Origin of the sequence: Halomonas sp., assembly GCF_034520545.1 — a bacterium.
In the GTDB taxonomy this organism is placed as follows: Bacteria; Pseudomonadota; Gammaproteobacteria; order Pseudomonadales; family Halomonadaceae; genus Halomonas.
The window spans coordinates 307,983-332,479 of the sequence record NZ_JAXHNN010000009.1 but is presented as its reverse complement, the minus strand read 5'-3'; the positions used below and the strand labels follow the sequence as shown (position 1 = coordinate 332,479).

General features: G+C 55.6%; 25 protein-coding genes and 2 pseudogenes. 11 read left to right on the top strand and 16 right to left on the bottom strand.

What is annotated here, in order from left to right; all coding sequences use genetic code 11:
• Positions 1-24: 24 nt before the first annotated feature.
• From U5L98_RS06590 to U5L98_RS06550, 9 genes and pseudogenes are all read right to left on the bottom strand, one after another.
• Positions 25-945, bottom strand: a complete 921-nt coding sequence (locus U5L98_RS06590; protein WP_416208182.1) for a WYL domain-containing protein — start codon at positions 943-945, stop codon at positions 25-27.
• 180 nt (positions 946-1,125) lie between these two features.
• Positions 1,126-2,571, bottom strand: a complete 1,446-nt coding sequence (locus tag U5L98_RS06585; protein ID WP_322557529.1) for a YfjI family protein — start codon at positions 2,569-2,571, stop codon at positions 1,126-1,128.
• Between the two features lie 201 nt (positions 2,572-2,772).
• Positions 2,773-3,075 carry a helix-turn-helix transcriptional regulator gene (locus U5L98_RS06580; RefSeq protein WP_322557528.1) on the bottom strand — a complete coding sequence of 101 codons (303 nt, stop codon included), beginning with the start codon at positions 3,073-3,075 and terminating at the stop codon, positions 2,773-2,775.
• Between the two features lie 1,080 nt (positions 3,076-4,155).
• Positions 4,156-4,653 carry a helix-turn-helix domain-containing protein gene (locus tag U5L98_RS18725; RefSeq protein ID WP_416208181.1) on the bottom strand — a complete coding sequence of 166 codons (498 nt, stop codon included), beginning with the start codon at positions 4,651-4,653 and terminating at the stop codon, positions 4,156-4,158.
• Between the two features lie 73 nt (positions 4,654-4,726).
• The gene (locus U5L98_RS06570) at positions 4,727-5,257 is read right to left on the bottom strand and encodes a GGDEF domain-containing protein (protein WP_322557527.1); all 531 of its coding nucleotides are present in this window, start codon (positions 5,255-5,257) and stop codon (positions 4,727-4,729) included.
• Positions 5,258-5,303: 46 nt separating this feature from the next.
• Positions 5,304-5,642 (bottom strand): annotated as a pseudogene (locus tag U5L98_RS18720) (PAS domain S-box protein); the annotation flags it as partial.
• Between the two features lie 247 nt (positions 5,643-5,889).
• Positions 5,890-7,227 (bottom strand): hypothetical protein, encoded by a 1,338-nt coding sequence (locus U5L98_RS06560; RefSeq protein ID WP_322557525.1) that lies wholly within the window; start codon positions 7,225-7,227, stop codon positions 5,890-5,892.
• Positions 7,228-7,446: 219 nt separating this feature from the next.
• Positions 7,447-7,671: an amphi-Trp domain-containing protein gene (locus U5L98_RS06555; RefSeq protein WP_322557524.1), complete on the bottom strand. Its 225-nt coding sequence runs from the start codon at positions 7,669-7,671 to the stop codon at positions 7,447-7,449.
• Between the two features lie 328 nt (positions 7,672-7,999).
• Complete coding sequence (locus U5L98_RS06550; RefSeq protein ID WP_322557523.1) at positions 8,000-8,368, bottom strand: hypothetical protein; 369 nt, start codon at positions 8,366-8,368, stop codon at positions 8,000-8,002.
• Between the two features lie 167 nt (positions 8,369-8,535).
• Between U5L98_RS06550 and U5L98_RS06545 the strand changes: the two genes are divergently transcribed.
• Positions 8,536-9,684, top strand: coding sequence for a lysozyme inhibitor LprI family protein (locus U5L98_RS06545; RefSeq protein WP_322557522.1), 1,149 nt, complete (start codon positions 8,536-8,538; stop codon positions 9,682-9,684).
• The gene (locus U5L98_RS06540) at positions 9,668-10,489 is read left to right on the top strand and encodes an N-acetylmuramoyl-L-alanine amidase (RefSeq protein ID WP_322557521.1); all 822 of its coding nucleotides are present in this window, start codon (positions 9,668-9,670) and stop codon (positions 10,487-10,489) included. The genes U5L98_RS06545 and U5L98_RS06540 overlap by 17 nt, the downstream gene beginning before the upstream one ends.
• Before the next feature lie 357 nt (positions 10,490-10,846).
• On the opposite strand, the gene U5L98_RS06535 is transcribed toward U5L98_RS06540, so the two are convergent.
• Positions 10,847-11,476 (bottom strand): YagK/YfjJ domain-containing protein, encoded by a 630-nt coding sequence (locus U5L98_RS06535; protein WP_322557520.1) that lies wholly within the window; start codon positions 11,474-11,476, stop codon positions 10,847-10,849.
• A gap of 1,160 nt (positions 11,477-12,636) precedes the next feature.
• On the opposite strand from U5L98_RS06535, the pseudogene U5L98_RS06530 reads away from it, so the two are divergent.
• Together U5L98_RS06530 and U5L98_RS06525 are read left to right on the top strand one after the other, a co-directional pair.
• Positions 12,637-12,744: pseudogene (locus U5L98_RS06530) on the top strand (transposase family protein); the annotation flags it as partial.
• Positions 12,745-12,762: 18 nt separating this feature from the next.
• The gene (locus U5L98_RS06525) at positions 12,763-13,791 is read left to right on the top strand and encodes an IS4 family transposase (RefSeq protein WP_322557879.1); all 1,029 of its coding nucleotides are present in this window, start codon (positions 12,763-12,765) and stop codon (positions 13,789-13,791) included.
• Between the two features lie 38 nt (positions 13,792-13,829).
• Here the strand turns inward: U5L98_RS06525 and U5L98_RS06520 are convergent, their stop codons facing one another.
• A complete protein-coding gene (locus U5L98_RS06520) occupies positions 13,830-14,225 on the bottom strand; it encodes a hypothetical protein (RefSeq protein WP_322557519.1) in 396 nt (131 codons plus the stop codon).
• 366 nt (positions 14,226-14,591) lie between these two features.
• On the opposite strand from U5L98_RS06520, the gene U5L98_RS06515 reads away from it, so the two are divergent.
• From U5L98_RS06515 to U5L98_RS06485, 7 genes are all read left to right on the top strand, one after another.
• Positions 14,592-14,966 carry a hypothetical protein gene (locus tag U5L98_RS06515; RefSeq protein ID WP_322557518.1) on the top strand — a complete coding sequence of 125 codons (375 nt, stop codon included), beginning with the start codon at positions 14,592-14,594 and terminating at the stop codon, positions 14,964-14,966.
• A gap of 190 nt (positions 14,967-15,156) precedes the next feature.
• Entirely contained in the window at positions 15,157-16,125 is a 969-nt protein-coding gene (locus tag U5L98_RS06510) for a DUF932 domain-containing protein (protein ID WP_322557517.1), read from the top strand.
• An 83-nt stretch (positions 16,126-16,208) separates the two neighbouring features.
• Positions 16,209-16,394 (top strand): hypothetical protein, encoded by a 186-nt coding sequence (locus tag U5L98_RS06505; protein WP_322557516.1) that lies wholly within the window; start codon positions 16,209-16,211, stop codon positions 16,392-16,394.
• Positions 16,395-16,439: 45 nt separating this feature from the next.
• The gene (locus U5L98_RS06500; RefSeq protein ID WP_322557515.1) at positions 16,440-17,255 is read left to right on the top strand and encodes an ERF family protein; all 816 of its coding nucleotides are present in this window, start codon (positions 16,440-16,442) and stop codon (positions 17,253-17,255) included.
• A gap of 149 nt (positions 17,256-17,404) precedes the next feature.
• A complete protein-coding gene (locus U5L98_RS06495) occupies positions 17,405-18,016 on the top strand; it encodes a lambda exonuclease family protein (protein WP_322557514.1) in 612 nt (203 codons plus the stop codon).
• An 11-nt stretch (positions 18,017-18,027) separates the two neighbouring features.
• Positions 18,028-18,525, top strand: coding sequence for a RadC family protein (radC, locus tag U5L98_RS06490; protein WP_322557513.1), 498 nt, complete (start codon positions 18,028-18,030; stop codon positions 18,523-18,525).
• Between the two features lie 301 nt (positions 18,526-18,826).
• Positions 18,827-19,201, top strand: coding sequence for a histone-like nucleoid-structuring protein, MvaT/MvaU family (locus U5L98_RS06485; RefSeq protein ID WP_322557512.1), 375 nt, complete (start codon positions 18,827-18,829; stop codon positions 19,199-19,201).
• A 124-nt stretch (positions 19,202-19,325) separates the two neighbouring features.
• On the opposite strand, the gene U5L98_RS06480 is transcribed toward U5L98_RS06485, so the two are convergent.
• The 5 genes from U5L98_RS06480 to U5L98_RS06465 all read right to left on the bottom strand — a co-directional run bounded on the left by U5L98_RS06480 (position 19,326) and on the right by U5L98_RS06465 (position 24,388).
• The gene (locus U5L98_RS06480; protein ID WP_322557511.1) at positions 19,326-19,799 is read right to left on the bottom strand and encodes a hypothetical protein; all 474 of its coding nucleotides are present in this window, start codon (positions 19,797-19,799) and stop codon (positions 19,326-19,328) included.
• Between the two features lie 104 nt (positions 19,800-19,903).
• Positions 19,904-20,629, bottom strand: a complete 726-nt coding sequence (gene qatD / locus U5L98_RS18715) for a Qat anti-phage system TatD family nuclease QatD (protein ID WP_416208211.1) — start codon at positions 20,627-20,629, stop codon at positions 19,904-19,906.
• 8 nt (positions 20,630-20,637) lie between these two features.
• Positions 20,638-21,942, bottom strand: a complete 1,305-nt coding sequence (gene qatC, locus U5L98_RS06475) for a Qat anti-phage system QueC-like protein QatC (RefSeq protein WP_322557510.1) — start codon at positions 21,940-21,942, stop codon at positions 20,638-20,640.
• Positions 21,939-22,277 (bottom strand): hypothetical protein, encoded by a 339-nt coding sequence (locus U5L98_RS06470; RefSeq protein WP_322557509.1) that lies wholly within the window; start codon positions 22,275-22,277, stop codon positions 21,939-21,941. The genes qatC and U5L98_RS06470 overlap by 4 nt, the downstream gene beginning before the upstream one ends.
• Before the next feature lie 413 nt (positions 22,278-22,690).
• Complete coding sequence (locus U5L98_RS06465; protein WP_416208179.1) at positions 22,691-24,388, bottom strand: KAP family P-loop NTPase fold protein; 1,698 nt, start codon at positions 24,386-24,388, stop codon at positions 22,691-22,693.
• Between the last annotated feature and the right edge of the window lie 109 nt (positions 24,389-24,497).

Genomic DNA, 24,497 nt, shown 5'->3' with positions numbered 1-24,497 from the left:
CAGCTCCCTCCGCACGGCGGCGCGTTATACCGGCTCACCGTGATCGTAACCTGGTGCCAGCCGAAGATTCTTGACCCCATACAAGGCCGGGGCATTGGCCAGAGCCAATTGGTATTCAGCACCCTGCATTGAGTGATCCGGCGAGCAATCCACGTTCCAGCGGCGCAGCAGGTAACCGGCCAATGCAGCCCTCAGCTCGACTTTCATGCGACCTTCCTGCATCGCATAGTCGCGCTCAATGGCCTGAGAATGACGGATGTTGGGGTGAGGAACCAACTCCAACTCGACAAAGCGATTCCACTGGCGATCTTGCATGACCTCCTCCTGCTCTTGGGCAGGGCTCTGCTCGAGCACAGAAGCCTCCAGGAGACGGGTGAGTACGAAGTCGCGGAACTCATCGGAGTGGCGGTCATAAGCTCTCACATGCCAGCGCAGGCCGTTGTCGACCAGGGTATGCGGCACGATCTCACGCTGGGTCTCGCCGCTGGAGAGCGATACATAGCGAATCTCCAGTGTACATCCCTTGTGCATGGCCTCACTGACTAGGGCCACGGTGGTGAGATCCGGCTGATTGAGCTGATGGGGCATTTCGCAACGCACCGACGTCGGCAGTGTGCCAAGGAAGCCGTCACCGTGGCCCTGGCACAACGTGCTTAGGGTGCGAGCGCTGTCGTAATCGAACAGCGGGGCAAAATTGCGGGCCCTGACATGCAGGCGCTTGGACTTGTCATAGGTGATGTTGGCCGGGGCGAGCTCGTGGTAGAGGGCGAAGTCTTTGGTGGCCTGAGTGGGTGCGATGGCGAAGCGATCGATCAGATCGCCGCGCCCAGCCTCGCCCTTGAACATCAGGGTGAAGTCGATGTGGGCGAGACGCTCACGCTGTGGCGTAGAAAGCGACGACAACGCCTCGTGTTGGTGAGCATCCTGCTGAGCTGCGTTGGGCACCCGCGGGCCTCCCTGGCGGCGGTCGCGCCCTGAAGAGCACAACCTAACAGATAGTGATAGGTTACATGGTAGCTGATCAGGATCCTTTCTGCCTACACCTGAGCGACCCTGACCGCCTTGGCAGATACCGCACAACCACAAAAGCCCGAGCCTGGGGGGCTCGGGCGTCGGTCGGGTGGTTTATGAGTGTATAACGGACGTCAGCAACGGCAGATCATCCAAGTAGTTGGGGTAAAGGTCGATGACGGTTTTCTTCTCAAAGACTCCCACCCTGATTTCACCATTATTCATCAGAATGTTGAGAATAATGTTGAGTTTACCGGAATCACGTAAGTGATTGGGGCAATATTTCCGCACATGATTCTTTTTCAGGTATCGGAAGCCCTCCTGACGTTTCTGGTTAAACCAGTTATAAAGCGAGTAATAATCACGATACTCCTCAGACGATGATTGAAACAGGCGAAGAAACTCATTGGAGAACCAGAAGCAGAACTTGATTGCCTGCTCCAGAGTATCCAACGATACCTCACCTTCTCGTCCATTCCGTGAGCAGTGCAGCAGTACCGCGAGGCGGGCAATATTGTCTGCCAGCTTCGAGGCGTGATCACCGAAACCGGCAAAGCGACCGTTGGGCCTAATCTCCCACTCGATGGCATTAGCGACAATAAACCATCGCTCCTTAGCCGGCAACGAGAAGCTGATCTTAGCACGTGTAAAATCAGGATCTTTGCTGGCCTTAATGTTCTCTTCAAATAACTCCTTGACCAACAGGTCGTAGCCCTCATGGGTCATTTCTTTTATGTACTCCACGGGACGACTTCCCTGCGTGGTTTCTGGGAAGGTAATATGCGTTCTCGCAAAAAAACCTATGCCTCGTGCATTTTCACCTCCTTTCATGACGAAGCGTTGCATCACACTCGGCTGTGCCTGTACGAACAGTGTCATGCGGGGATTGACGATAAAGCTATCTGTTGACTTTCGTTCTACCCTAACGGGTTGACCGCTCCACAACGAATTCCACAGGGATAATCTTCGAACAGCATGCCCACCCAACACCTCTTCGCCTTCGCTGGAACGTAAGATCGCCGATTTCACCGACTCACGATGAAAGACATCAAGTGCCGCTTCAGGCGTCGTATCTGTCAGGGTTTTGATTCCCGCTCTAGGGGGGTGAATCGGTTTGCGTCTCTCGTGCTCATAGAGCGCGTAGACATCGTCACTTTTTTCATAAGCGATATCTTTTATGAGCTTTTTCTTTTGTGCAATCCACAGTGCGAAATCTAGCTCATAGTCCTCTACTTCACGAGAGTACTTTTCACCATAGGCTTCCTCCAGTTGGTCAAGTGTTTCAAAAAACAGGTTAACTACTGTATCCTTCCTTTCCCCCGAAGCCGCTACAGCAACAAAGTACTGGCTTGGTGGCACAATCTGTCCATTCGGTTTTTCCACGTCAACCAAGTTCTGCAGCAAGAAGGACATCACCGACAACCCACCTTGGACGATGATGGGGATGGGCGCGAGGGTGGCTCCCCTCACTTGGTAGATCTTCTCGTACAGTGGACCGCTGTTATCGAAGGCAGGAAAACAGAAACCCACAGGTGGCAGTACACTTGGCATGTAGTCCATGTCGTTACCCTCTTAAGACTAGAGAAAGGGAGTAACAATAAAGCACCTGCCGTTACCGCATCGGGCGACTGACGCCCATACGGCATAGACGTTGCTGGAAACGTAGCCGAACATGGCTACGCCCCAGCTATACGCCTACTAGCAAGGATTCATTGTTAAAGAGCTGCGGTCTAAACCGCGGACTTACACAACGTGAGGTGATTATTCCTCATCATCGTGATTAGACTTTCCCTCCTTGTCGTGATTAGACTTTCCCTCCTTGTCGTGATTAGACTTTCCCTCCTCGTCGTGATTAGATTGTTCCCTTCGGCGCTCAATCCACTTGAGCACATCGTGCACGTACCACCCCACGGCTTTGCGGCCAAGCTTAATCTGCTTCGGGAAGTCCGGGTCATACCCATCACACTTCTCATTGAGCATGTCGTAGATCTGGGATCTGCGGAACCCGATGAAGCGCTCGAGCTCTTTCCTACGTAGGATGACCTTGCCGTTGAATGAATCCATCTCAATTTCCTCTTATGGCCTTTTCAGTGAACCCTCCACGCTCTTGGTGGAGGCCAACTCCGCTAACCTCGCGAAGTGCACTAACTCTGGATCAGCTCGCAGCGTCATTCACGGTCAGAAATCTGGGTTATAAGCTCCCAGAATAAAAACCCGAGATATGTTATCCGCGAAATACCTTGACAATGGGCATAAAGCGTGATCTGTGCTGAAGAGGGATGATTTTTTCGAGATGGCCCTAAAATCCTCGCTATTTTGCTACATACAGCGGAATGCAGCAGGGGTGGCATAGGCAATGCGAGAGGATCCGCGGCCGGGAATGCTGAAATCTGCTACACCGCACCCTTGGTGTTTTTCTCCTATCGCACGACAGCCCGGGCGAATCTCGGATTTCCCCATGAAGCCCTGTCAGTGCATATCTCAGATTATTTGTTTAGAATCAAATGGTTATTTTTTTTATAAAAAAACGCAGAATCCGAGATTGGTGCTCGATTCATGCCCCTCGAGCGGTAGAGGCCAGGGGTTCTGAGCCACTCAGCCCGCCAGGAAAGCTCCTGCTGGAAGTGCTGAGGCGGCACACCCTCCGCTTCCCTCTTGGGTAGGGCCGCAGGCTGATCCCGAGGTGAGCCTGCAGGTTCGGGGGGCAGCCAGGCTGTTGGCGACGCGAGACAAGCCTTGCCACTGGATAGGGTCCACCAGGAGGTTCCGGCAACAGTGAGGAATCCGGGACTGGTGCCTCGGCCTGGGGAGATCCTTGAATGCCTGTTCGGTGCCCTCCGCGCGGTTGGTGCCCTTCCTGCGCCATACCGTAAGAGCAGCCTTGCTCTAGGCCTAACCAGGACACGAGATTGGCGGAGTAAGAGTTAAGAAGACGCCGCTGGACGCCAATAGGGCGGAGAGCTCCGAGAGAACACGTGGCTGGACGAAAGTATGGCGGACTATCAGGCTCATTTAATCGGGGAGCCTATTGGCCCCCGAGCGCTTCGCCATCTTTGGCCGGCAGCAGGGCCAGAGACTGGCGGATAAGTCATTGTCGCTGGGGAGAGTGGAGCAGCGCTTGCCAGTCAGGTGAGCGTCCAGCCTTTACAGTTGCCACCTCAACATCGCCTCGGCTGGCCCCGAGGGCCGCCGACGGCCCTGTTCCCACTCCTGATACGTGCGCATACTGACCCCTAGTCGGGCGGCGAATACGGCCTGGGTCATGCCAAGGGCGCGACGCCGGGCGACCACTGCCCCCATCAGCTCGGCTCCCTGCAGCGGGGCGCCGGTATGGAACTGCGCCGCACTGGGCGGTAGTGACGGAAGGGTCGCGTCAGTTGACGCGTACGGCTCAGGGTCGAGGTGCTCTTGCCAGCGCCTGGCGGCGACACCGTCTGCCGCCCAAGCAGCTGTGGGGAACGAGGCATCGCGATGCTCGGGTATCGCCGCGCCCGGAGGCGTCGGCCAGGCTGTCGGGGTGGCGGGTACAGGCGGTACCGGCAGCCCGTTCTGCCGGGCGAAGCCTCGGATCAGGGCCGCCTGTTCGGGGTGCTCCGCCTGCAGCTGGGTCAGAAAGGCCAGGTCATCGGGGGAATGCGCCATGGGTCTCTCCTTGTCGAGGGTGACGATAACCCGTCATGGACGGGCCTATAGGATGAGACGGCGCAGTAGAAACTTACTTGCTGCTTGTGGAGGTGGCCTCGGGCGCTTCCGAGTCCACCCGGTTACGGCCGGCGCCTTTTGCCCGGTAGAGCACGTCATCGGCACGCTTGATTAGGCTATCGATCGTATCCTCGGGGGCAAGGACGGTGACCCCGATGCTGGTCGTCACCGGTTTCTTGTGCTTGAAGGTCTGTTCCGCGATCGCCGCACACAGGCGTTCAGCGCTGTTGATGGCAGCCTCGAGGCTGCATTCGGGCAACAGCAGGGTGAACTCCTCCCCGCCCCAGCGCGCATGGAGATCCACCTGCCGAGTGAATCGGTTGACCAGACTGGTCGTAGCCCTCAGCACACTGTCGCCGACGTTGTGGCCGAAGGTGTCGTTGATCCGCTTGAAATGGTCGAGATCGTACATGATGAGGGCCAGCGGTCGATGAAATCGGTTGGCACGGGCCATCTCGAGCTTGAGGCTGCGAGCGAACTCGCGGCGGTTGGCAATCCCCGTCAGCGGGTCGGTCGTGGCCAGGGTGGATCCGCTCCTGGTCACGCTTGCGTTGGGTGATATCGCGGCAATGGCAGAAGATCAGCTTGGTGCCATGGTAGTGGGTGGCATTGGTGGCCACCTCTACATCAATCTCCTGGCCATCCTTGCAACGGTGTCGTGTCTCGAAGTGCTCGCCACCGTCCTGGACCGCTCTCAGGATCTCCAGGAACCTTGGCTTTTCGAATTGGTGGTTCCAGTCCCATACGTGGAGGTTTTCCACCTCGTCCGGCGAGTAACCGTGCATGGCAGCAAAGCGCGCATTGGCACGGTAGACGCTGCCATCATCACGGAGGATGACGATGGCATCGCGGTTCAGCTCGAAGAAGATACGCCACAGGGCAGCCTCGTCCCCGTGGGGGGCTTCCTTCTCGTGACGTGTGGCGCCCACCAGATCAGCCGTGATGTGACCTCGCGTAATATCGGTCAGTGCATGCTCGTTGAGCAGGTCCAGGACGAGGAACCCCTCTGGACCAGCCGAGGACAAACTGCGCGAATACGCAGCAGGAGAAAGGCGATATTGCGGCTCAAGACGCTGGCGAGGCACTGAATCGGTCGGCGAGCAGGTTCAATAACGCCGGGACGGCCAATACCGGCCCGGCGCCAGTTTCATCAGGCGAACGCCTTCCCGGTCGCCCCTATTTCACCGTCACCTCGAAGGGGATGGTCGCCCTGAGTGGGGCACTCGTGGGAATAAGCCCCCAGGTACCTCGCGGGTCCATGCCATCGAATGCATCCGTGTCACGGTCATTCCGGGTGAACCTGTCGTACCTGGTGGAACCGGAATTAGGGTCAAAACGAATTCGGATGGATTCCCCGGACGTGAGACCGGATCCCGTGTAACTGACCTTATCGATGGTCGTGAAGGTCTTGCAGTCCTGGGTAATGTCCTGCGTATCAATGGTGGCTTCCCGCCAGTTGTCCGGGCCCGGGCCACCGGAGCCCGTCGTCGCCGCCTTGCTCACCTTGATCTCGTTGGGCGGTTGAATCACGTTTACTGTCTGGATAGCCGAATCGCTCCTGCCCGTGGCCTGCTGTGTGGCAGTCAGGGTGTAAGTGGTTGAAGTCGTCGTCGAGCGGGTAATACCACTTGCATTACTGAGTTGCACCGATTGACCTGGCGGCATCAACTGAGCGCTGTCCGCATTCGATGTGGTCCAGGTCAAATCGAAGTTGTCGCCGCTGCAGATGTTCGTGTTCGATACGTTCAGCGTGGCCTGCGGCGGTGGTGGCGTCTGAACCTGAAGCATCTCGGTATCCGACGTCGCACCGCGCTGGCGTAGGTGCGTGCCGGCATCGATGGACAGCTGGTAGTGGCCCGGATTGTCTACGATCAACGCCTGGCTACCGGTGTCTGCCACGTTGTTGGTCTGCATCTGACCCGAAGCATCGGGGAACCGGAGCGTGTAGTTGGTGGCATTGGTCCCGGTGACATTCCAGCTCACCTGGACACTCTCCCCCTGAGTCACGGTATCCGGTCTGACATTGATAGACGGCAACACCGGTTCCAGATACTGCACCGTCAGCCGTGGCGTCGTGGCCTCATTGCCCGAGAAATCTCGACCATAGCCTTCCAGCACAATGGACTTCGACCCGTCGTTAGGCACTAGGGAGCCCCCAAGGAACAGGGCATCCCGGGGAGCATCGGCACTGCCGACTTCCTCGAGGGTCTGAGTGGCACCGACTTCATTGTTCTCGATCTGCCCGCCGGACACGGCGGTCACGCGATGGACCTCGACGCCACCCTCATCCCGCGCCGACGAGACCAGTGCGACACCCTCTCCGGCCAGGACATTGAAGGAATCAGCGGAACCACCGGTTTCCACCCCACCGGAGCGGCCCGACGAGGCCACATTGACCTCGACGTCGGGTGGTGTGGTGTCCTGACCCGTCGGAGGGATGGTGACGGGCGATGAACAGCCCGCCAGCGTGAGGCCGACGAGAAGACTGGTGATTGATCCGGTTTTCCTCTGCATGACGCCTCCCAACCACTTACCTTTGCATTTCGTCTCGTTCCCTGGCGAGGGCAGCACGTCCCTCGAATGGTGATCCCACTGGGCGAACCTGCCCACCACGTCGACGACAGCGGACGTTGTTATCTTCGGACTTGGTGAACAGCGCAGCGGTGGATATTCCGACTGGCTTGCCGAGACACGCCTCTTTCCCGTGACATTTCTCCGTGACTCATTGCCTTGCTATTCATGCTGCCATTTGATCTGAAACTCTATCTCCTCTTCATCATCGGAGCGTTCGTGCTCGATGGTGAATTCGGCTCGCACGGGGACATAAATCCGCTCACCGGCAATCTGAATCTCGAACCGATCGCCGTTTTCGATGGCATCGGCCAGCCGCCGTAGCTTGGCCACGAAGTCGGCCTTCGTGTAGCCCTTTTCGACGTCTCTCTCGTCTTTGGATCCCATGTTGCTCTCCTCGGTGAGGGGATTACCGACAGTGCCCGGCCAAAAGCCGCCTCGTCTCCAGTCTAGCAGCTCAGCGACACCGTCTAGCGGGGTCACTGCCTGATGCACCGATACCGCCTGAGGCGCTCTGAGGGGCATCACTGACTCTGATGCGCTGAAGGCCTCCCCCACGACCTGCGAAGCGGAGGAGGTGGACTGGTCAACGCCGAGGAATCGTCGGCGGTGTACGACGCTAATCGTTTGAATTCAGCAAACGAAAAGTGAGGCGCACGTGCATGGGACCGGAAGGCCCGGTGTTTCACTTGATCCCGGGCCACCAGGAAGTCCCTTATTGTCCCTTGCCTTTCTCGTCCACATCCCGCTCCCAGGTGCCGTGAGGCATGACCCCCTCGGGATAGGCGAGGTAGGTCAGGCGGTCGATGTTGGCCAGGGCGCGCAGCTGCCGACACAGGGAATGTCGAGCGTCTGAAGAGGTGGCCTGTACCTCGTCCAGACTCGGTGTGAGCAGGTGCTGTTTGTTGTGGGGGTTGGGATACAGCCTTGCACAGGCCCCTTCGTCGTGGGTGACGGTGTGGATCCAATGGTCGGCGATAGCCTGGCGGCGTTGTCCCACGTTGACCTCTGTGGTGTAGAAGGCGAACAGGTGGATGCTGTGCTGACGCACCAGGGTATGGTCGCGCTTCCAGATCAGCCCCACCAACCCAGCAAACAGGGATAACGAGGTCGTAATGGAGTGGACGCGACCACCGCTTTATTGTAGCGTTAAATAAAACTCATTTCGCTGTATCAAGAAAAAAGAACGTTTAATCTTTCGTTATCAATAAGGGACTTTGTTCTTTCGTTTATAAAGCAAGGAGACGATTAATGAAACGTTTTATTATGATGACCCTGATGTTCGTGGCCTTCGGTATCACCGGGGAAGCCTTCGCAGACAAGTGGTACGTGGAACGCCCGGATTTCATGAGTCACGACCTCCCAGACTACTTTCCGTGCGAGGCGGGCTGGCCAGTTAGTAAGAAAGGCGACGGGACATGTCTCCTACAAGAGGGCAGTGAGCGAGTCGTGTTTAGTAATGGAGAAAGAACTTGGGTCAAAACAGAAAGACAGTACATGATGACCCATTGCGATGACGGTGTGTGTGAAATATTTGGGGGTAGTGGGAACTACATCGGTAAGTCGAATCACTGGGGGTACCTCCAAATCCCAAGGTACTATTACATTTGGGGAAGTGAGAAGGTGGAAGAAGGCACCGTGCGCTATCACCTGTACAAGCGCGGCACCGGTCCGGCTGCTGACCAGTTTCCTGGATGGAGGGTCGAGAATGACACGCTCCCGCCCAAAAACCTTTCTTCGTTCTTAAAGGCCGCCTCGTCTCAGGACTACAGGGTTTCCTCGGTCAACTGTGACGAGCGGGCATTGACTCACGGAGAGTGCGAAGTCACGATTCGAAGCTCTGGTCCAAGAGCAGAAGCCGATTATGTTTCGGAGTATTTTCCTTTCGACCAAATCTTCAATGAATTTCACTTTTTTAAGGAAGAGGATGTCAACATGCAACTGGATGCACCGGAATGTTACCAAGGTAGTTGTTCTGATATTCGAGGGAATTTCCGAGGGCTCGATCCGGAGTTTCCCCTTTGGCAGAAGGAAGAGTCAACGATATCAAGGAATGGCTACTTGTCGGCATACGATCATGTTACTGGACCTAGTTTTCGTTGTTCAGCTGCGACAGAGCCTGTGGAACATATGATTTGCCGTGTTCCAAAACTTAGTAAAGCAGATGGTATCATGGGGGAAATATATCAGGACCTTTACCGTGCGGTTAATTCGTCCGAGGCCGACAGGATAAAATCGGACCAATCTCAATGGATAAAAGAACGTGATCGGGTTTGTCCAGTGGATAACCAAGATCTTGAATCGCCCAGTCGTTTGAAAATATTTTCCGAGTGTGTGATGGAGCAGATTGAATTGCGCAGTGAGGAGCTTTGGAGTGAGTTGAATGAGACTATACGGTGACGCTCTAAATCTTTCTCTTATGGATTTTAAATATTTTTTTGCGGTGATGTTATTTTGTATATCTTATATTCCTGAAGGTGAGGCTAATGAAAGAACTTGTGATCCGTCGAAATTTATCATAGCAGTAGACATTGGGCATACTTTGAACTCACCGGGTGCAACCAGTGCTCGCGGTGTAACTGAGTTTGATTTTAACCATCGGCTGGCCACTTTGGTCGTTGAGCAACTTCAGGCTCATGGATTTATTAACACGATTACCATTAACAAGAAAGGTGACATAGGATCTCTGGCCGAGCGCACCAAGCAAGCAGCGGATAGCAATGCCAACCTCTTCCTATCAATTCATCACGATTCGGTGCAGCCTAGCTATCTAAAAACATGGGTTTTTAATGGGGAGAAAAATTTATACTCGGATATATTTAGTGGTTACTCGCTTTTTGTCTCTTCAAAAAACCCCAAATTCGATCAGAGTCTCAGAGCAGCAGTTGCGATAGGTTTGGCCCTGCGTAAGCATGGGCTGAATCCTACACTCCATCATGCAGAAAATATTCCCGGCGAGAATCGCCCCCTTTTGAATTCAAACCTTGGAATTTACCGTTTTGATGATTTGGTGGTACTAAAGAGCGCGATTATGCCTGCTGTTCTTTTAGAGGCAGGCGTTATAGTCAATCGAAGTGAAGAGGTGATCTTGGCAGGGGAGGAACACCAACAGTTGGTTGCCATTAGCATTGTCGAAGCGGTTCGCCATTTTTGTAACAACACCGATGAACCCTATGATTCTAACGATCTAAATCTGGATCGATAGCTTGCCTGCCATGTAAAAGTAAAATTCATGTAGTAAATACGGATGATCGCCTCGGGCTATATTTAATATCTCCTGATTAAGCGTAAGGATAAGTTGCCTACCATGGATCACTGTCGCACTACCAACAACCTCTGATGCGCTGAAGGCTTCCTTCACGACCTGCAAGCGGAGGAGGCAAATTGGTCAACGCCGAGGAATCGTTGACAGTATGGCGACAAATGAAAGATCCCGGCCATTGAAATCAAGGTGGTAGACCATGTCGCAGCACGACCCAGCAGAAAACCAAGGTAGAGGCGTGTAGGGCACCGCTCACAGAGAATCGGGATAGCAGAAAGCAAGAAAAGTCACAGCGATCGATTATCGGTGGCTGTGCAAGAAAGCACGGTGACCATCCCCGAAGCGCTTACTGTAGAGCTTGCACAGGTAGCTGCCGCGGAGGAACATCGCCGGAAGGGCCGCGTAGTGGTTACCCGGCTCGAGGTAGTAGTGGGTATACATCGGCCCATGCCAGCCCGCCTGTTCCACTAAGCGTCCCCGACACAGCTGTACACCAGGCCGCGCCGTCTCGACAGGCACCCTCAGTGCGCTCGCCCAAGCTTCACAGAGCATGACAAAGAGGTTGCGACCCTCGTAATCCACCGTCCCCGGCGTATTGTAGGCATGCAGGTTGAAGAACAGCATCAGGTGGAAGTGGGGCATGCCGTCTGAGCTGATCTCACGGGCTACCACGTAACGCACCCGACAGGCATGCGGACTCTGTCGACGCAGGCGATCTTGATCCACCTTGGCCTGAAAGGAGGCCAAGCAGCGCTGTAGCGGCTGATTCGAGTAGGCGTCATCAGGCAACGGCACGCCATGCGGCAAGGTCAGGTCGAACCGGCACACCAACACACGCCGGTACTCGTCGACCGCCTGCCAGGTCACACGATAAATAATATCCAGATACTCCTTTGCAACCGGCCCTTCCTGCGTCAAGATCGGTAACACGACCCCTGGTTCGGGGGAATACTCCGGCGCAGTAATTGGCGTCAAGTTACGGTTCATACACCGATCGTTTATCATCATCAATCTCCTAAATCTCTAACCCGCTCTCATCGCCCCATCAGGGCGAGAAGAGAACACGAAAAACAAGAAACCAATAAAACCAGGCTTCCATCAACAACCGCTAACTCATGCTAGAATGAAATTACGGAGACATACTCCTGTCAGACTCGGCGCACTTTAGTAGCGCCGACTGCTTGGCGTCACGGGACATCTGTATTAATAAGATAAACTATCGAACATTCCCCTTGCTGTATCAAGATACACAATAGTCACTTGCCTACTGGTAGATTGAGATACAGGCATTGCACACTTAAGGTGTTCCATGCCTTAGCATCCGTAAAGCCCAGTGATTAGCAATAGCGTCTTTCTAGCTTGAGTCATTCTGGCATTACTGTAATTTGCATCTATTGACACTGGATACATTGCTTTGATATTAGTGTATATTGTATTGGTACTCTCCTTTATTGATATTAGGTATGTGCTCTGTATTGCTCTATTGCTCTATTGCTCTTAGCGTTATAGTTCTATTGTTCTATAGGTAATACTAACGTATCCTAAAGCAACTAATAAGTTATTGCATTTGTTACCTTGCTTATCGAAATAAAACCACTATTACCTAAAAGCCTTCCCGTTGATTTTATTAGCTCTGAAGTTAAATGCAAATTATCACGATATAATAAGCGGGACTGTTCCCGCTTCGATACTTGCTAGACCTTTCTATCAACGGCTCATACCCTACGCTTTGCTACATAGGATATAACCGAATTGACGTATGTGTTTATTCAAGGACACTGAGATGCTGGCTTATCTGTACTTTCATCCCCGTCAGAGCGTTACCGCTAGCCAAAAGTCAAACAACTGTTCCGCCCCCTCTGTCATGGAGGTTGGGATACATCCACCGCGCGAAATTAACGCAACACCGAGCCGACTGGCTGACTCCCGCTGAGGCCTGATCCCCCAAGGCGTGAACCGCCTGGCAGGAGTCTCATGTAATACCGGCTGGCCAGTAGAAATTTATCCGGCGATGCCGGAGTCCCGCATCGGCATAGGGCAGGCGGCCACGCCGCCTCAGGTGTAGCGTCCCGGACGAGGCCCGCCGCGACTTCACCCCGCTGTTCGAACAGGCCGCCATGGCGTTGGTCAATGAGATGCCGGTGCTGGTAGTCTCCCGGCAGTTGGAGATTTTCGACAAGCGCCTGTGGCGCATCGTGCACCACTACGTGGGCCACATGTTGGGTGAGTTGGATCTCTCCAGTGTGACCACCGTCGGCGTGGACGAGACGGCCACACAACGGGGTCATCGCTATGTCACGGTGTTTCTCGACATGCAGCGCAAGCAGGAGCCGGTGCTCTTCGCCGTCCTCGGCCATGGCAAGGAGGCTATTAAGTCATTCAGAGCCTTTCTGGCGGTGCAGAGCGGCAACTTGGACAACGTAGTCGAGGAGGCCTGTGACATGTCTCAGGCGTTACTGAGCAGCGTTGCCGACAACCTGCCTGCCCAATGCCGCAACAACGCGACGCCGATCCTGGTCACCGATGCAGGCTTTCGCAATCCCTGGTTTCAGGCGGTCGAGGCACGAGGCTGGTACTACGTTGGCCGGGTACGCAGTCCAACTCGCTGCCAGATACCGGGGCATGAGTGGCAGCCCGTGGCAGATCTGTTTCCGCAAGCGACCTCGGAATCGCGCGCACTGGGCGCCGTCCAGATCGCCGAGAGCAACCCGCTCACCACCTACATGGTGCTCTACCATCGGCCACCACAGGGGCGAAAACATCGCAATAAGCGCGGGCTGGTCTCCCAGGACAGCGGGAGCCGCGCGATCGCTCGGCGCCAGAAGGAGCCTTGGGTGTTGGTCAGCAATCTGCCGGCACGCTCGACGCTGGCAGACAAGTTGGTGGCCATCTACCGGCAGCGCATGCAGATTGAAGAAGGCTTCCGCGACGTCAAGAGCCCATTATTCGGACTGGGCTTCGGCATGCATCAGTCGCGGCAGGGCAAGCGAATCGAAATCCTGCTACTGATCGCCATGCTGGCCAATGTCGCGGTGATGATAGCCGGCCTGCAGGTCCGTGACAGCGGTCAACAGCAGCGCTACCAGAGCAACAGTATTCGGCATCGGAACGTGCTCTCCGTGTGGCGACTGGGCCTGGAGTGGTTGCGGCGTCATCGTGTCAGTACTGCCCCCTGGCCCTCCTGGAAAACGCTTCAAGTATGCATTCAGGAGGAGGTCAGGGAGCAGGCCTTATGCAACGGATAGCCAATATTCGTGGGGATTCCTCAGGCTTTAGGTTCGGTTTATGTATCGACCAGATCCTCCTCTTCTTCCTCGTCTAGCTCTGTATCTTCTCCTTCTAGATCAGGATCATTTTCCGGCATAACACCATATATGGCGCAATACTCTTTCGCTCGCCGCGATCTGTTTTCCTCTAAATCTTCTTCATGCTGTATGTCCTGCTCTTCAGAACCAACTTCTTCGTCCAGTTGCTCGCGCTCAAGACGTGCGTCGTCACTAAGATCGTCATCCATTTGCATTTCTCCAACATCGAACTCTTCGGCATCGAATTCATCGGCATCGACATCGAATTCATCGGCATCGACATCGAATTCATCGGCATTGGCTTTTTCAGCATTGGCTTCTTCAGCAAGCCGCTTGCGCTCAAGCAGCGCATCTTCAGGTAAATCGTAATCCATCTTCATTCCTCCTGGAATTTTTGGAGAGTGGTAGTCCTTGTTTCCGTCGCAGCGCTTTGCCCTTCTTGGCGTGCGCTACGGAGCTGATATTAGGCAGGTCAGGCAGCGCTCGCAAGCGCATCTACTGGCCAAAATCCTGCTGCCTGTGATAGCTGGAATACTGTGGACTTTGTCGGACTATTCTGGATTCCTTAGTGTTTTTGTTATTTTTTGTATACTGGGCTGGCGGATAAACGATTGCCAATAGAAAACACTCCTGGAGCCGATAATCCCTACGATTCGATTCAAAAAAACGTCAGCCCCGTATTACTTGAGGGAAGACCCGCCATAGGGTTTCGTCCTTTCCACTTCATTCAGGAGATCCTCATGTCTGCTACCTGTCCGCGCTGCGCCTCGTCGCAGCTTGTGCCCCGTCAACTGGGGCGTTCGGTGGGCACCACCACCGGCGTGCTCTCGGGCGGCACCACCGGGGCCATGGGCGCGCTGAGCGGCGCCAAGGCCGGTGCCACGGTGGGTTTCGTCGCTGGTCCGGTCGGTGCTTCCGTGGGTAGCCTGGCCGGTGCGCTGTTCGGTGCCCTGGTCGGGGGTACCGCGGGTGGTATCGCCGGGGCCCGGCTCGGTGACGAGCTGGATGCCAAGGTGCTCGACAACCTCGAGTGTCGCGCCTGTGGCCACACCTTCCGGCTGCCGCTGGCCGAAATGCCCATCCTTCGGCTACCACCCCCTGACACCGAGCACTGATCGCGTTGTCGGTGTACACCTCGCTCCCGGCGTCCTCGGTCGCCTCTTGCTTCGCTTCTTGTTCCTTCACTTCCGTTGGTAACTCAACCTTCCGGCTATCCTGACATCACCCCCTCGGTCCGCCTGCCTGCCTGGCAGTGCGGGCCGTTATGCCGTGGTGCAGGCACGCCCTATTCAGGAGATCTTTCTTATGGCCCATCAACTCGAACAGATGGCGTATGTCGGCGTCACCCCCTGGCACGGCCTGGGGCAACAACTCTCGCGTCATCAACCGCTGGAGGTCTGGCGGCAACAGGCCGGTATGGACTGGTCCATCGAAGAGGCGCCGGTGCGCTTCATCGCCGATGGGGCAGGGCATCTCGGCAGCATCTATTCCTTCCCTGAACAGAAGGTGCTCTACCGCTCCGACACCCGGGCCCCGCTGTCGGTGGTCTCGCGTCGTTACAAGGTGGTCCAGCCCGAAGAGGTGCTGGAGTTCTACCGTGATCTTACCGAATACGCCGGTTATGAATTGGAGACCGCCGGGGTGCTCAAGGGTGGGCGCAAGTTCTGGGCGCTGGCTCGCAGCGGGCTGGGGAGTGCCTTGAAAGGCCAGGATCAGGTCAACGCCTACCTGCTGCTGGCCACGTCCTGTGACGGATCCCTGGCCACCGTCGCCACCCCCACCTCGGTGCGGGTGGTCTGCAACAACACCCTGACCATTGCCGTGGACGGCATGAGCCAGGGAGTAAGGGTCCCGCACAGCACCGAGTTCGATGCACGGCGGGTCAAGCAGCAACTGGGGATCTCGGTCGCCCAGTGGGACGACTTCATGTATCGGCTCAAGACCCTGGCCGAGCGCAAGGTCAGCCAGTCCGAAGCCAAGGCGTACTTCCAGTCGGTGATCTGCAATACCGACGAAACGCTGGACGATCCCGCCAGGCTACCCAACGTGCGGGCGCTGAACCGGGTGCAGTCGCTCTATCACGGCGAAGGGCGGGGCTCGCAGCTGTGTACCGCTCAGGGTACCGCCTGGGGCTTGCTCAACGCGGTGACCGAGTACGTGGATCACGAGAAACGCGCGCGCAGCAACGACTATCGCATGGACTCCGCCTGGTTCGGTCAGGGGGCTAGTCTCAAGGACAAGGCCCTGGCCTCGGCCATGGCGCTGGTGGCCTGATCCATTCCGTTAATCCACCCATCTCGTTCACGGCATAGCGCCCGGCCCCTCCAGGCCGGGCGTTGTCGTGTCTGGAGGTTCTGATGCCACCACCACTCTCGCTCGAGACCTGCCGCGTCTTGACCCAGCTGGCTCGCCAGCTGCTCGAGGCCGGCGAACGTCAAACCCAGACCCACGTGCTGGCCCATGGCCGGGTCTTCCACGTGGTCGTGTCGCTGGAGCCAGTCCCCGCCGACCAGCTCCAGGACGTCATCGATCGCTATCGCTAACCCTCACTCTTACACGCTCTCTCACGACCGGTAAGGAGAACTACCATGACAACCCCCATTCATTCCGAGCAGTCCCAACGTCCCCATTCCCAACAAAGCCAGGCCAATGGCCAGGCAACGAAGCCCCGACAGACCGCCGTCAGCAGGACGGCGGCGGTTCCTTCGCCTGCCTCTTCGCTGAACGAGAGCACGGCGATCATCCAGGTGATCGAACGGGCCGCTCTCAATCCCGAGGTCGACATCGACAAGATGGAGCGCCTGTTGCAGATGCAGGAGCGCGTGCTGGATCGCCAGGCACTGATGGCCTACAGCGCCGCCATGGCGGCCATGCAGACCGAACTACCCAGCATTGCCGAGCGTGGCCAGGGCAACAACGGCGCCTACGCCACCCTGGAGGATATCGTCGATACCGTGCGGCCGATCATGCAGAAACACGGCTTCGCGGTGAGCTTTCGGATCCAGACCCAGGAACGCGGTATCCAGATCACCGGTGTCTTGATGCACCAGGACGGCCACCGCGAGGAGACCAGCATGCTGCTGCCGGCCGATACCAGCGGCAGCAAGAATGCCGTGCAGGCCTTCGGCTCTTCCACCAGCTACGGCAAGCGCTATGTGCTGTGCGCCTTGCTCAACATCACCACCCGCGGCCAGGACGACAACGGCCAGGCCGCCGCACCGGTGAAACTGGTCACGCCCTTCCAGGCGGGGCAGATCAACCAGCTGATCGCCGCCTGTCCCCCGGCCACCCAGGAATGGTTCGTCGGCAAGTACGGCCAGGCCGAGCAAGTCCCACGCGACGACTTCGACAAGCTGCGCGCCTCCCTGCAGAGGCGGGTTCAGCCCAATCGTCCACAGCACTGACCGGGTCCCGTCACTGAGCGGTCCCGACTTCGCCTCCTTCAGTACTTCCATCATCCACCCAACCATCCATGACACCCGCATAGACCGGCGAGGGGCCTTCCCTCGCCGCTATGCCGTGTCGTCATACCCAACATCCAGGAGAGAGCACCATGCAGATCCTGACACTGGAACAGGGCACGCCCGAATGGCATGCCGCGCGTCTGGGCATCGTTACCATGTCCGAGCTCAAGACCTTGCTGGTCAAAGGCAAGGGGCCGGGCGGCTTCGGCGCCGGGGCCTTCAGCTACATGCACCAACTGATCGGCGAGCGCATCACCGGCGAGCCCTCGGATGCCTTTTCGGGCAATGCCCATACCCAGCGCGGCCACGAACTCGAATCCGTGGCCCGCTACCTCTATTACGAGTCCAGCGGCCAGCCGCGTCTGGAGCAGGTCGGCATCATCCTCAACCACGGCGTGGGCTACTCCCCCGACTGCCTGGTGGACAGCCGCGGCCTGGTGGAGATCAAGACCAAGCTGCCCAAGTACCAGGTCGAGCTGTTGCTCGAGGGGGTGCTCCCCCAGGAACACGTGGCGCAATGCCAGGGCGGCCTGTGGGTCAGCGAACGGGAATGGCTGGATTTCGTCAGCTACTGGCCGGGCCTGCCGTTGTTCGTCACGCGCGTCTATCGGGATGACGCCCTGATCAACACCATCGCCGAGCGCGTCGAGGCGTTCTATGCAGAACTGGAGCGTCGCATGACCCTGGTCATGGCCGCCTGAGGAGAGACCCCATGAACCATCGCAAACTGAGCGCCGGCGAGGTCGCCGGTACCTACCACATCACTTCACCGATCACCGAGGCCGAACTGATAAGCATCGCTCGTGGCTTCGCCCGGCGAAAACTGGCCAGAGGGCGCAAGTTGACCCAACCCACGCTGGCCTTCGAGTACCTGCAAGTGCTTTTCCAGGGCTACGAGCACGAGGTGTTCAGCGCGCTCTTCCTGGATAACCAGCACCGCGTGATCCACTTCGAGACGCTGTTCCGAGGCACCATCGACTCGGCCAGCGTCTACCCCCGGGAAGTGGTCAAGCGCGCCCTGGCACACAATGCCGCCGCGGTCATCCTGGTCCACAACCACCCCTCGGGAGATCCCGAGCCTAGCGATGCCGACCTGCGCATCACCCAGCGCCTCAAGGAAGCGCTGGGACTGATCGAGGTTCGGGTCATCGACCATGTCGTGGTAGGAGGAGAGAGCTGCGTGTCGTTGGCGGAGCGGGGATTCGTGTAGCCCTTATCCAGCATCACGGCATAAATTCCGGTGCTGCCCTCGGGGCGGCACCGGTATCTTTCGCACTCTCTTTTTTTGCAAGACATCGACTGTCGCACGCTAGATGAGCGACTGTTTGCCGGTGGTAAAGACTTCCATGGTGGGCGCAGAAACAACTGACTCAACAGGCTAGACGTATCCGCTAAGAATAGACTGCAGGTGACTGCGGAGGCGTATCTACAACACTGTCACTCCCTACTGATTGAACTGTGAGAGAGTTGCCTCCATAATCGATGCCGACCGTAATCAGAGGAGTCAGCCCGTGTCATTTCTCAATACCTACCTGCAGAAAGAAGAACAGCTCAAGCAGCTTCAGGAAGAGCTGAAGAAGATGGAGAACGATGAGCGCCTCAAGTCCGAGTTGGACTTCAAGAACCACCTCGAGACCCTGATGCGCGAATTCGACAAGTCCGCCGCCGACGTCATCAAGCTATTGGATCCAACACAGAGCACCAGTAAAGGCTCCAGCGGCAGCACAGGCTCAGGTCGCGCCAAGCGCAAGCTGAAGATCTACAAGAACCCGAATACTGGAGAGGTGGTGGAAACGCGGGGCGGCAATCAGAAGACCTTGAAAGCCTGGAAGGATGAGTACGGTTCCGAGACAGTGGAAGGCTGGTTGGTGAGGACGGAAGACTAACCGTTCCGAGCCCTGCCTGCCATATTCAGCGGGCAGGGCCGCTTCCGGCCAGAAGCTGACAATCGGAAAGTTCTCATGCAGCACCAAACTTATGTGAACCAAATGCTGCGCTTATTGCTTGAATTCAGGAGATTAAACCTGCGTCAAGGGCTCGCTTGATCCGGGCATCGAGGGTGCGCGGTGGCTTACCTACAGCCTCTCCTGAAGCTGAAGCGCGCAATGCCTCGACCTCCAGCATCTCATCGAGAATGTTATCGAGTAAGGAGGCCCAAACGATGACAGCGCTGCGAAAAGACTTATGGCTGTTCTCTCGATTGGCCTCGAGAAGGAACCTCTCTAGGAGGTGGTACTCCGAAGGAAGCTCGAGTTGTGATAGGGGCTGTTGCTGATGCTTGGGTTCCATCGGAGCAATTTCGCCAAACTCACCGGCAAGACATCTCGCGAAAATCTCCCGCCCATGAGCCTCCGAGTCATAAGGCGTGGCAGTAAACGGCACCTCCTGGTGGAGAGTGTTAGTTCTCACCAAGCAGTTAATGGCGGTGCTGTCTTCGTTCGCCCACTGTGGGGTCCTAACCGATAGTATTACAGTCTTGATCATCAAGTCTCCCTGCTTATCCGATACTGCATGCGTAAACACCACCCCCAACTGGCGTATATTTTTGAGAAAATCGAACGAAATATGCGTCCGCGTTCACGGCCTTTTTAGCAAAAATGGTCCTTCACCAAAAGCCGCTTAAAGTTGTTATCTATTATTTTTTCTGCTTCGCTTATGTCACACTTCCAGATGGATGCCACCTTCAGAATCACTAAGCTCGCGTCCCACGGAAATAGAGTGTTTCCCGAAAGGGTTGTAAATGGGCCATCAGTTTCTGTCAAAATTCGCTCTTTTGGCATCATTGCAACAAGGTTATAGCCCTTTTTCGTTTCTAGCATAGATGGGTTAATGGAAAACCAACACCCCATGTCTATAGCTTTTCTCAGTTGACTCGGCGTTCCCGTAAACCAATGAAGTATCGGAACACCATCAACACCCGGGAGGAAATCCAACACGGACGCTGCGCTTGATCGACTGTGTATCGTCATGACTCTACCACCGGCACTATTCACACTATTAAGTATGTGTCGGAATACCTTCAGCTGCACTTGCCAATGGTCCTTAAAGCCTTTTCCCCCATCGAGCCCTATCTCTCCCACATACTTCGCATCTGAGAGTAGCGCATCGAATAACTCCAGCTCATGTGATCTTTGGTGCGCGATTTGTGGATGCAAGCCCAACGCTGTACGAATGCGTGAGCAGCCCTTAGCAAGCCTGCAGGTCCCATCCCAGGCTTTGGGCGTAGTAGTTACTGACAGTACGTATGTACCCCGTTTTTTGCATTCCTCGGCCACTTTGAATGGCTCCGGATACAGATCGAGGTGACAATGCATATCGATGTTCACAAAGCGGCCTCGGCTTTCAGGAAAACCTCAATCTCGTAAAGGCCATCCAAAAAGACTTTCTGAAAATCTTCGAATGTCGCAACGGGAAGTGGGCCGCTATCTGCTATCCATGGCCCTGGGTTCCGCGTTGCTTTCTGTGTAACCGCAATGCGCAAAGCCTGAATGTCATCCCTACGGTCAGTCTTATTTAACACATCAGCTACGGTTTCAAACCTATATGAGCTGGTATCACTAATTCTTCCTGCATGAAGCGCAGCTCTGCGAATGACGCAGGGAACGCATATACCACACTGCATTTTTTTTCGTTTCCAATGGCTGCAGGACACCGTACTATCTACAACATCCTCTAGCAACTGTCTGTTTTTGCACTCAGCAGCCATCTGCCCTTTGGTTTTAAACTGGTAAGGATTAATGATTCTGCAAGGGATATCCGCCGCATCAAGAATCCCTTGGATACTTTTGATAAAGTGTGGATGAGTGGTTCGCGTACTCAGCGTACCGGTGCGTCTGGGAGTCAATGGGGCATTCAACGAGATAAAACCATTCTCGGGCACGAATAGGTCGATATTCTCTTGTTGGGATACAGCGCGTACAGCACAGGCGCCGACAGCTGCAAACGCAAGGAAATTAAGACTTCTCGTCCGCATTGTGATGTCTGTTTTTCTTGTATACAGGTGTGGATCTGCGTTGATCTCAAAACGGGAATAATGCCCCTCGAGCACTTTAGCAACTTGGTCCTGATGTTTCTTATCACCTTTATAGCAGTGGCTCACCAACAATGGGGCACGCCCTTGCGCCAGTAGATCAATCGCTCCAATCGCCGAATCCATGCCACCGGAGAACAGACATACACAATCTAATCCTTTGAGTGAAATACGTCTGTGTCGATCAGGCCAGCAATAAGGTTCAGGAGGTGGGTATCCACCTTTTTGGAAATTGAAGCTCCAGATATCTCCACTCAGGAAGTGCAGTGCTCGCTCCAGATCCTTTGTCAGTGGCAGCCATCGAGCTGGTTCATGGAGTGGTAGATGGAGGGAAAGTCGACGGGTCCAGCCATCTTCAGCATCCGCCCGGCGAACAAAGGTATCTGCGGCAGTTACCGCAAGTGCAATCGTCAGGAAATCCATAGCCTGGCTAGGGATTTGCACCCCCAGGCGCTTTATCTTGTCGATGACCGGATTCCCGATTACTGATATGTCACCTCGTCCCTTCCCGATTAATCCATAAAGTTGAACGGGCAATACGTCGTCACTGGCAGGTGGGAGATGTTGATGGTTGTGATGGAATATTAATTGTGTCACTGGTAAGCCTCCCATTCCTTCCATGCATCGATAATGGATTGACGTTCAATTTGAGCCATTTGCTGTCGGTTAACGGCTCTCACATTGCCGGAAAGTTTGGGGGCCATAAATTTATCGACTACAACCTTAACCAGTTCACGGAGTTCCGTTTCCGCTCGCATCGCTTGGCCGGGGGTATCCGCTTTGTTCCAGGCCTTGCCTGAGTCCATTATCATCTGCAAGAAGATACTTTCAGACAAATACCCAATCATGGTATCAACAATCACATCGTCGGTGATGCATTGAGGATCAAAGGTCTCCACGCCATCCAGCGCTTCAACCAGAGCATGATTCATGGCTGCTCGGATCTTATCCGAATCCCCGTCATCTGTAGTCAGAGCCTGGGTAATAGCGGAAATTGCCTGCTCGCATGGGAGGCCAGCCAAACTGCCAAGATCGACGCTGGCCTCTCCTGGGCCTGCAGTAGCTCCAATCAGAGTGCCAAAAAGTCCGGCTCCGGCCTGGGTAACACTCCCCATCCTCCTGGCCGCACTCCCACCTCCACCGCTGGCCTTGCGAGCGTAGTGGCCAATAGCTTTCCTAAAATCATCTCGGTTGCCGCTAGATACAGCACTACCTAAAGATTTTCGAAATGGAGCGAACCTACTAGTCTGTGGTTGTGGCAGTGGTTGTTGTGGTTGGTCATCCGCCCATGGCGGTATCAGTGGTGAACCGCTCCCCGGGCCGGTACTCGATTGCGAAGTCCCCATTAAGCATCCTTATGCCATTGCTCTTCTTTTAAAAGTGTAGTCATCCACGCTGGAGGCTTATCGCCCAGCTCCAGCTCTTGCAGATACCGAACTAGGATCTTGGCCGCGTCGGCCGAATGGCGGGCCAGCAGGCACGCTCCTGCAAATCCTTTGGGCTTTCGAGACCAGTCGGAAGCCTGTCTCAGGTGGCTTATAACTCCTTCCATTACTGGTATTTGCTCTTCCAGAGGAAGGGTGTTCAAAAGCTTTTCCGCTGTCGGCGAGCTGGTATTCTTTGTATCCACCAGCACATCCAGAATTTCCCGCCCTACAGGGGACAGCCCCACCACATAGGCGCCAATCGGCATGGTTTCCCGAGACAGGTAAATCGCGGCCCTTAGGTCGACCCCACTAAGACGAGGTTCGAGTTGAGCCCACTCGCTAATGAAGGATATAGTGGTCGGGTTATCCGTCCATGTCTTTGGGGCGTCAGCGGGTATCTGGCCATCCCCTTCCTCCAGCTGCTTGAGCAGCGTGGGCGTTCCCTGTTCGGCGTCCACCAAACGGTAGAAGTCAGCTGTTGCCTTCACACCAACGCATCGCTCAAAGATCACCAGCTTGGTGATGATAGCCTCGTCCAAAGGCATTGAGCGGCGCCGTGCAATCTGTGAGCGCATTTTAACGACATTTAACAACCGTTTCACGATCCGCGGGTTGCCGTGGATAATAGGGGAGTTGGCCAGCACCGGCGCAATGCGGTCTGCCCGGGAAAACGCCCTGGCTAGGGTGCTATCCTCCGACTCTCCAGTCAGCACCAAGGCATCCTGACGAGTGATTGGATCGTCTTTCCAAGACTGCTGCAAGGCCTTCTCCAAACCGTCCCGGAGCTTTTCGAGTATTTTTTCGGGCAGGCGGTGGTCGATGGCATACAACATGAACAGGTAGGAGCGGATTTCCCGCACGCCAGCCTTGGGCACTCGGATGGGGACCTGAATCAGTTTATCCAGGTAGTCTATCTGGTGCCGGTCTGATGCCCCTTTAAAGTAATCGGCCACCGAGGAACGGATCATTTCTTCATCGGCCGCTATGATAAAGGCTGTATTCGTCAAGAACAGGAACAGCCGAATGGCTTCAAGCGTATGGATGGCGTTGGTCGGGAGGCAGCGATCAAGGTTGTCGATAACCACCACTAGCGGCACACCAAGTTCTTCCAGGATTTCCCCGTATTCCTTACGGAAAGCATCAATCTGCTGAGGCGGGCTTTTGTTCGTCTCGGGCTTCAACAGGCCACCAGCCTGCTCTTTCGCCTCCTTGACCGTATTGCCTAGATTTTCGTACTCTTCCTGATTCTCGATACCGTCAGCGGCATTACCCAGGGCACCAACACTTCTGGCGAAAAAGCCACCGGTGGGAATGCCGGCGAACAGGGCTGCGCCCTCAGCCAGCAACCCCATGGCCCTGAATCCATCGACTCGGGCAAGGAGTTTCTTGGTTTTCGTGGTCAGACTCGCGTTTCCATCCGCGGCTTCGGTCAGTGCCGTTGCGATAACCTCCAGGAGGGCTGCCCGAGCATCGTCATACCCCTGGTACAGCCAGGCATCGAACTTGATAACAATCCAGTCCTTCTCATCCTGATCTAGCTCCTGCTCAATCAGTTTCAAAAGGGAGGATTTCCCAGCACCCCAGTTACCGAAAACGCCAACGGAGACCGGTAACATGCCATCCGCTGTAAGAATGTCGACTGCGAGCTGTGAGACTTCCCCAAAATTAAGGTAGTCCTTTTCGGATTCTGTATCTGACCACAAACTATTTTACCCCCATAAGAAA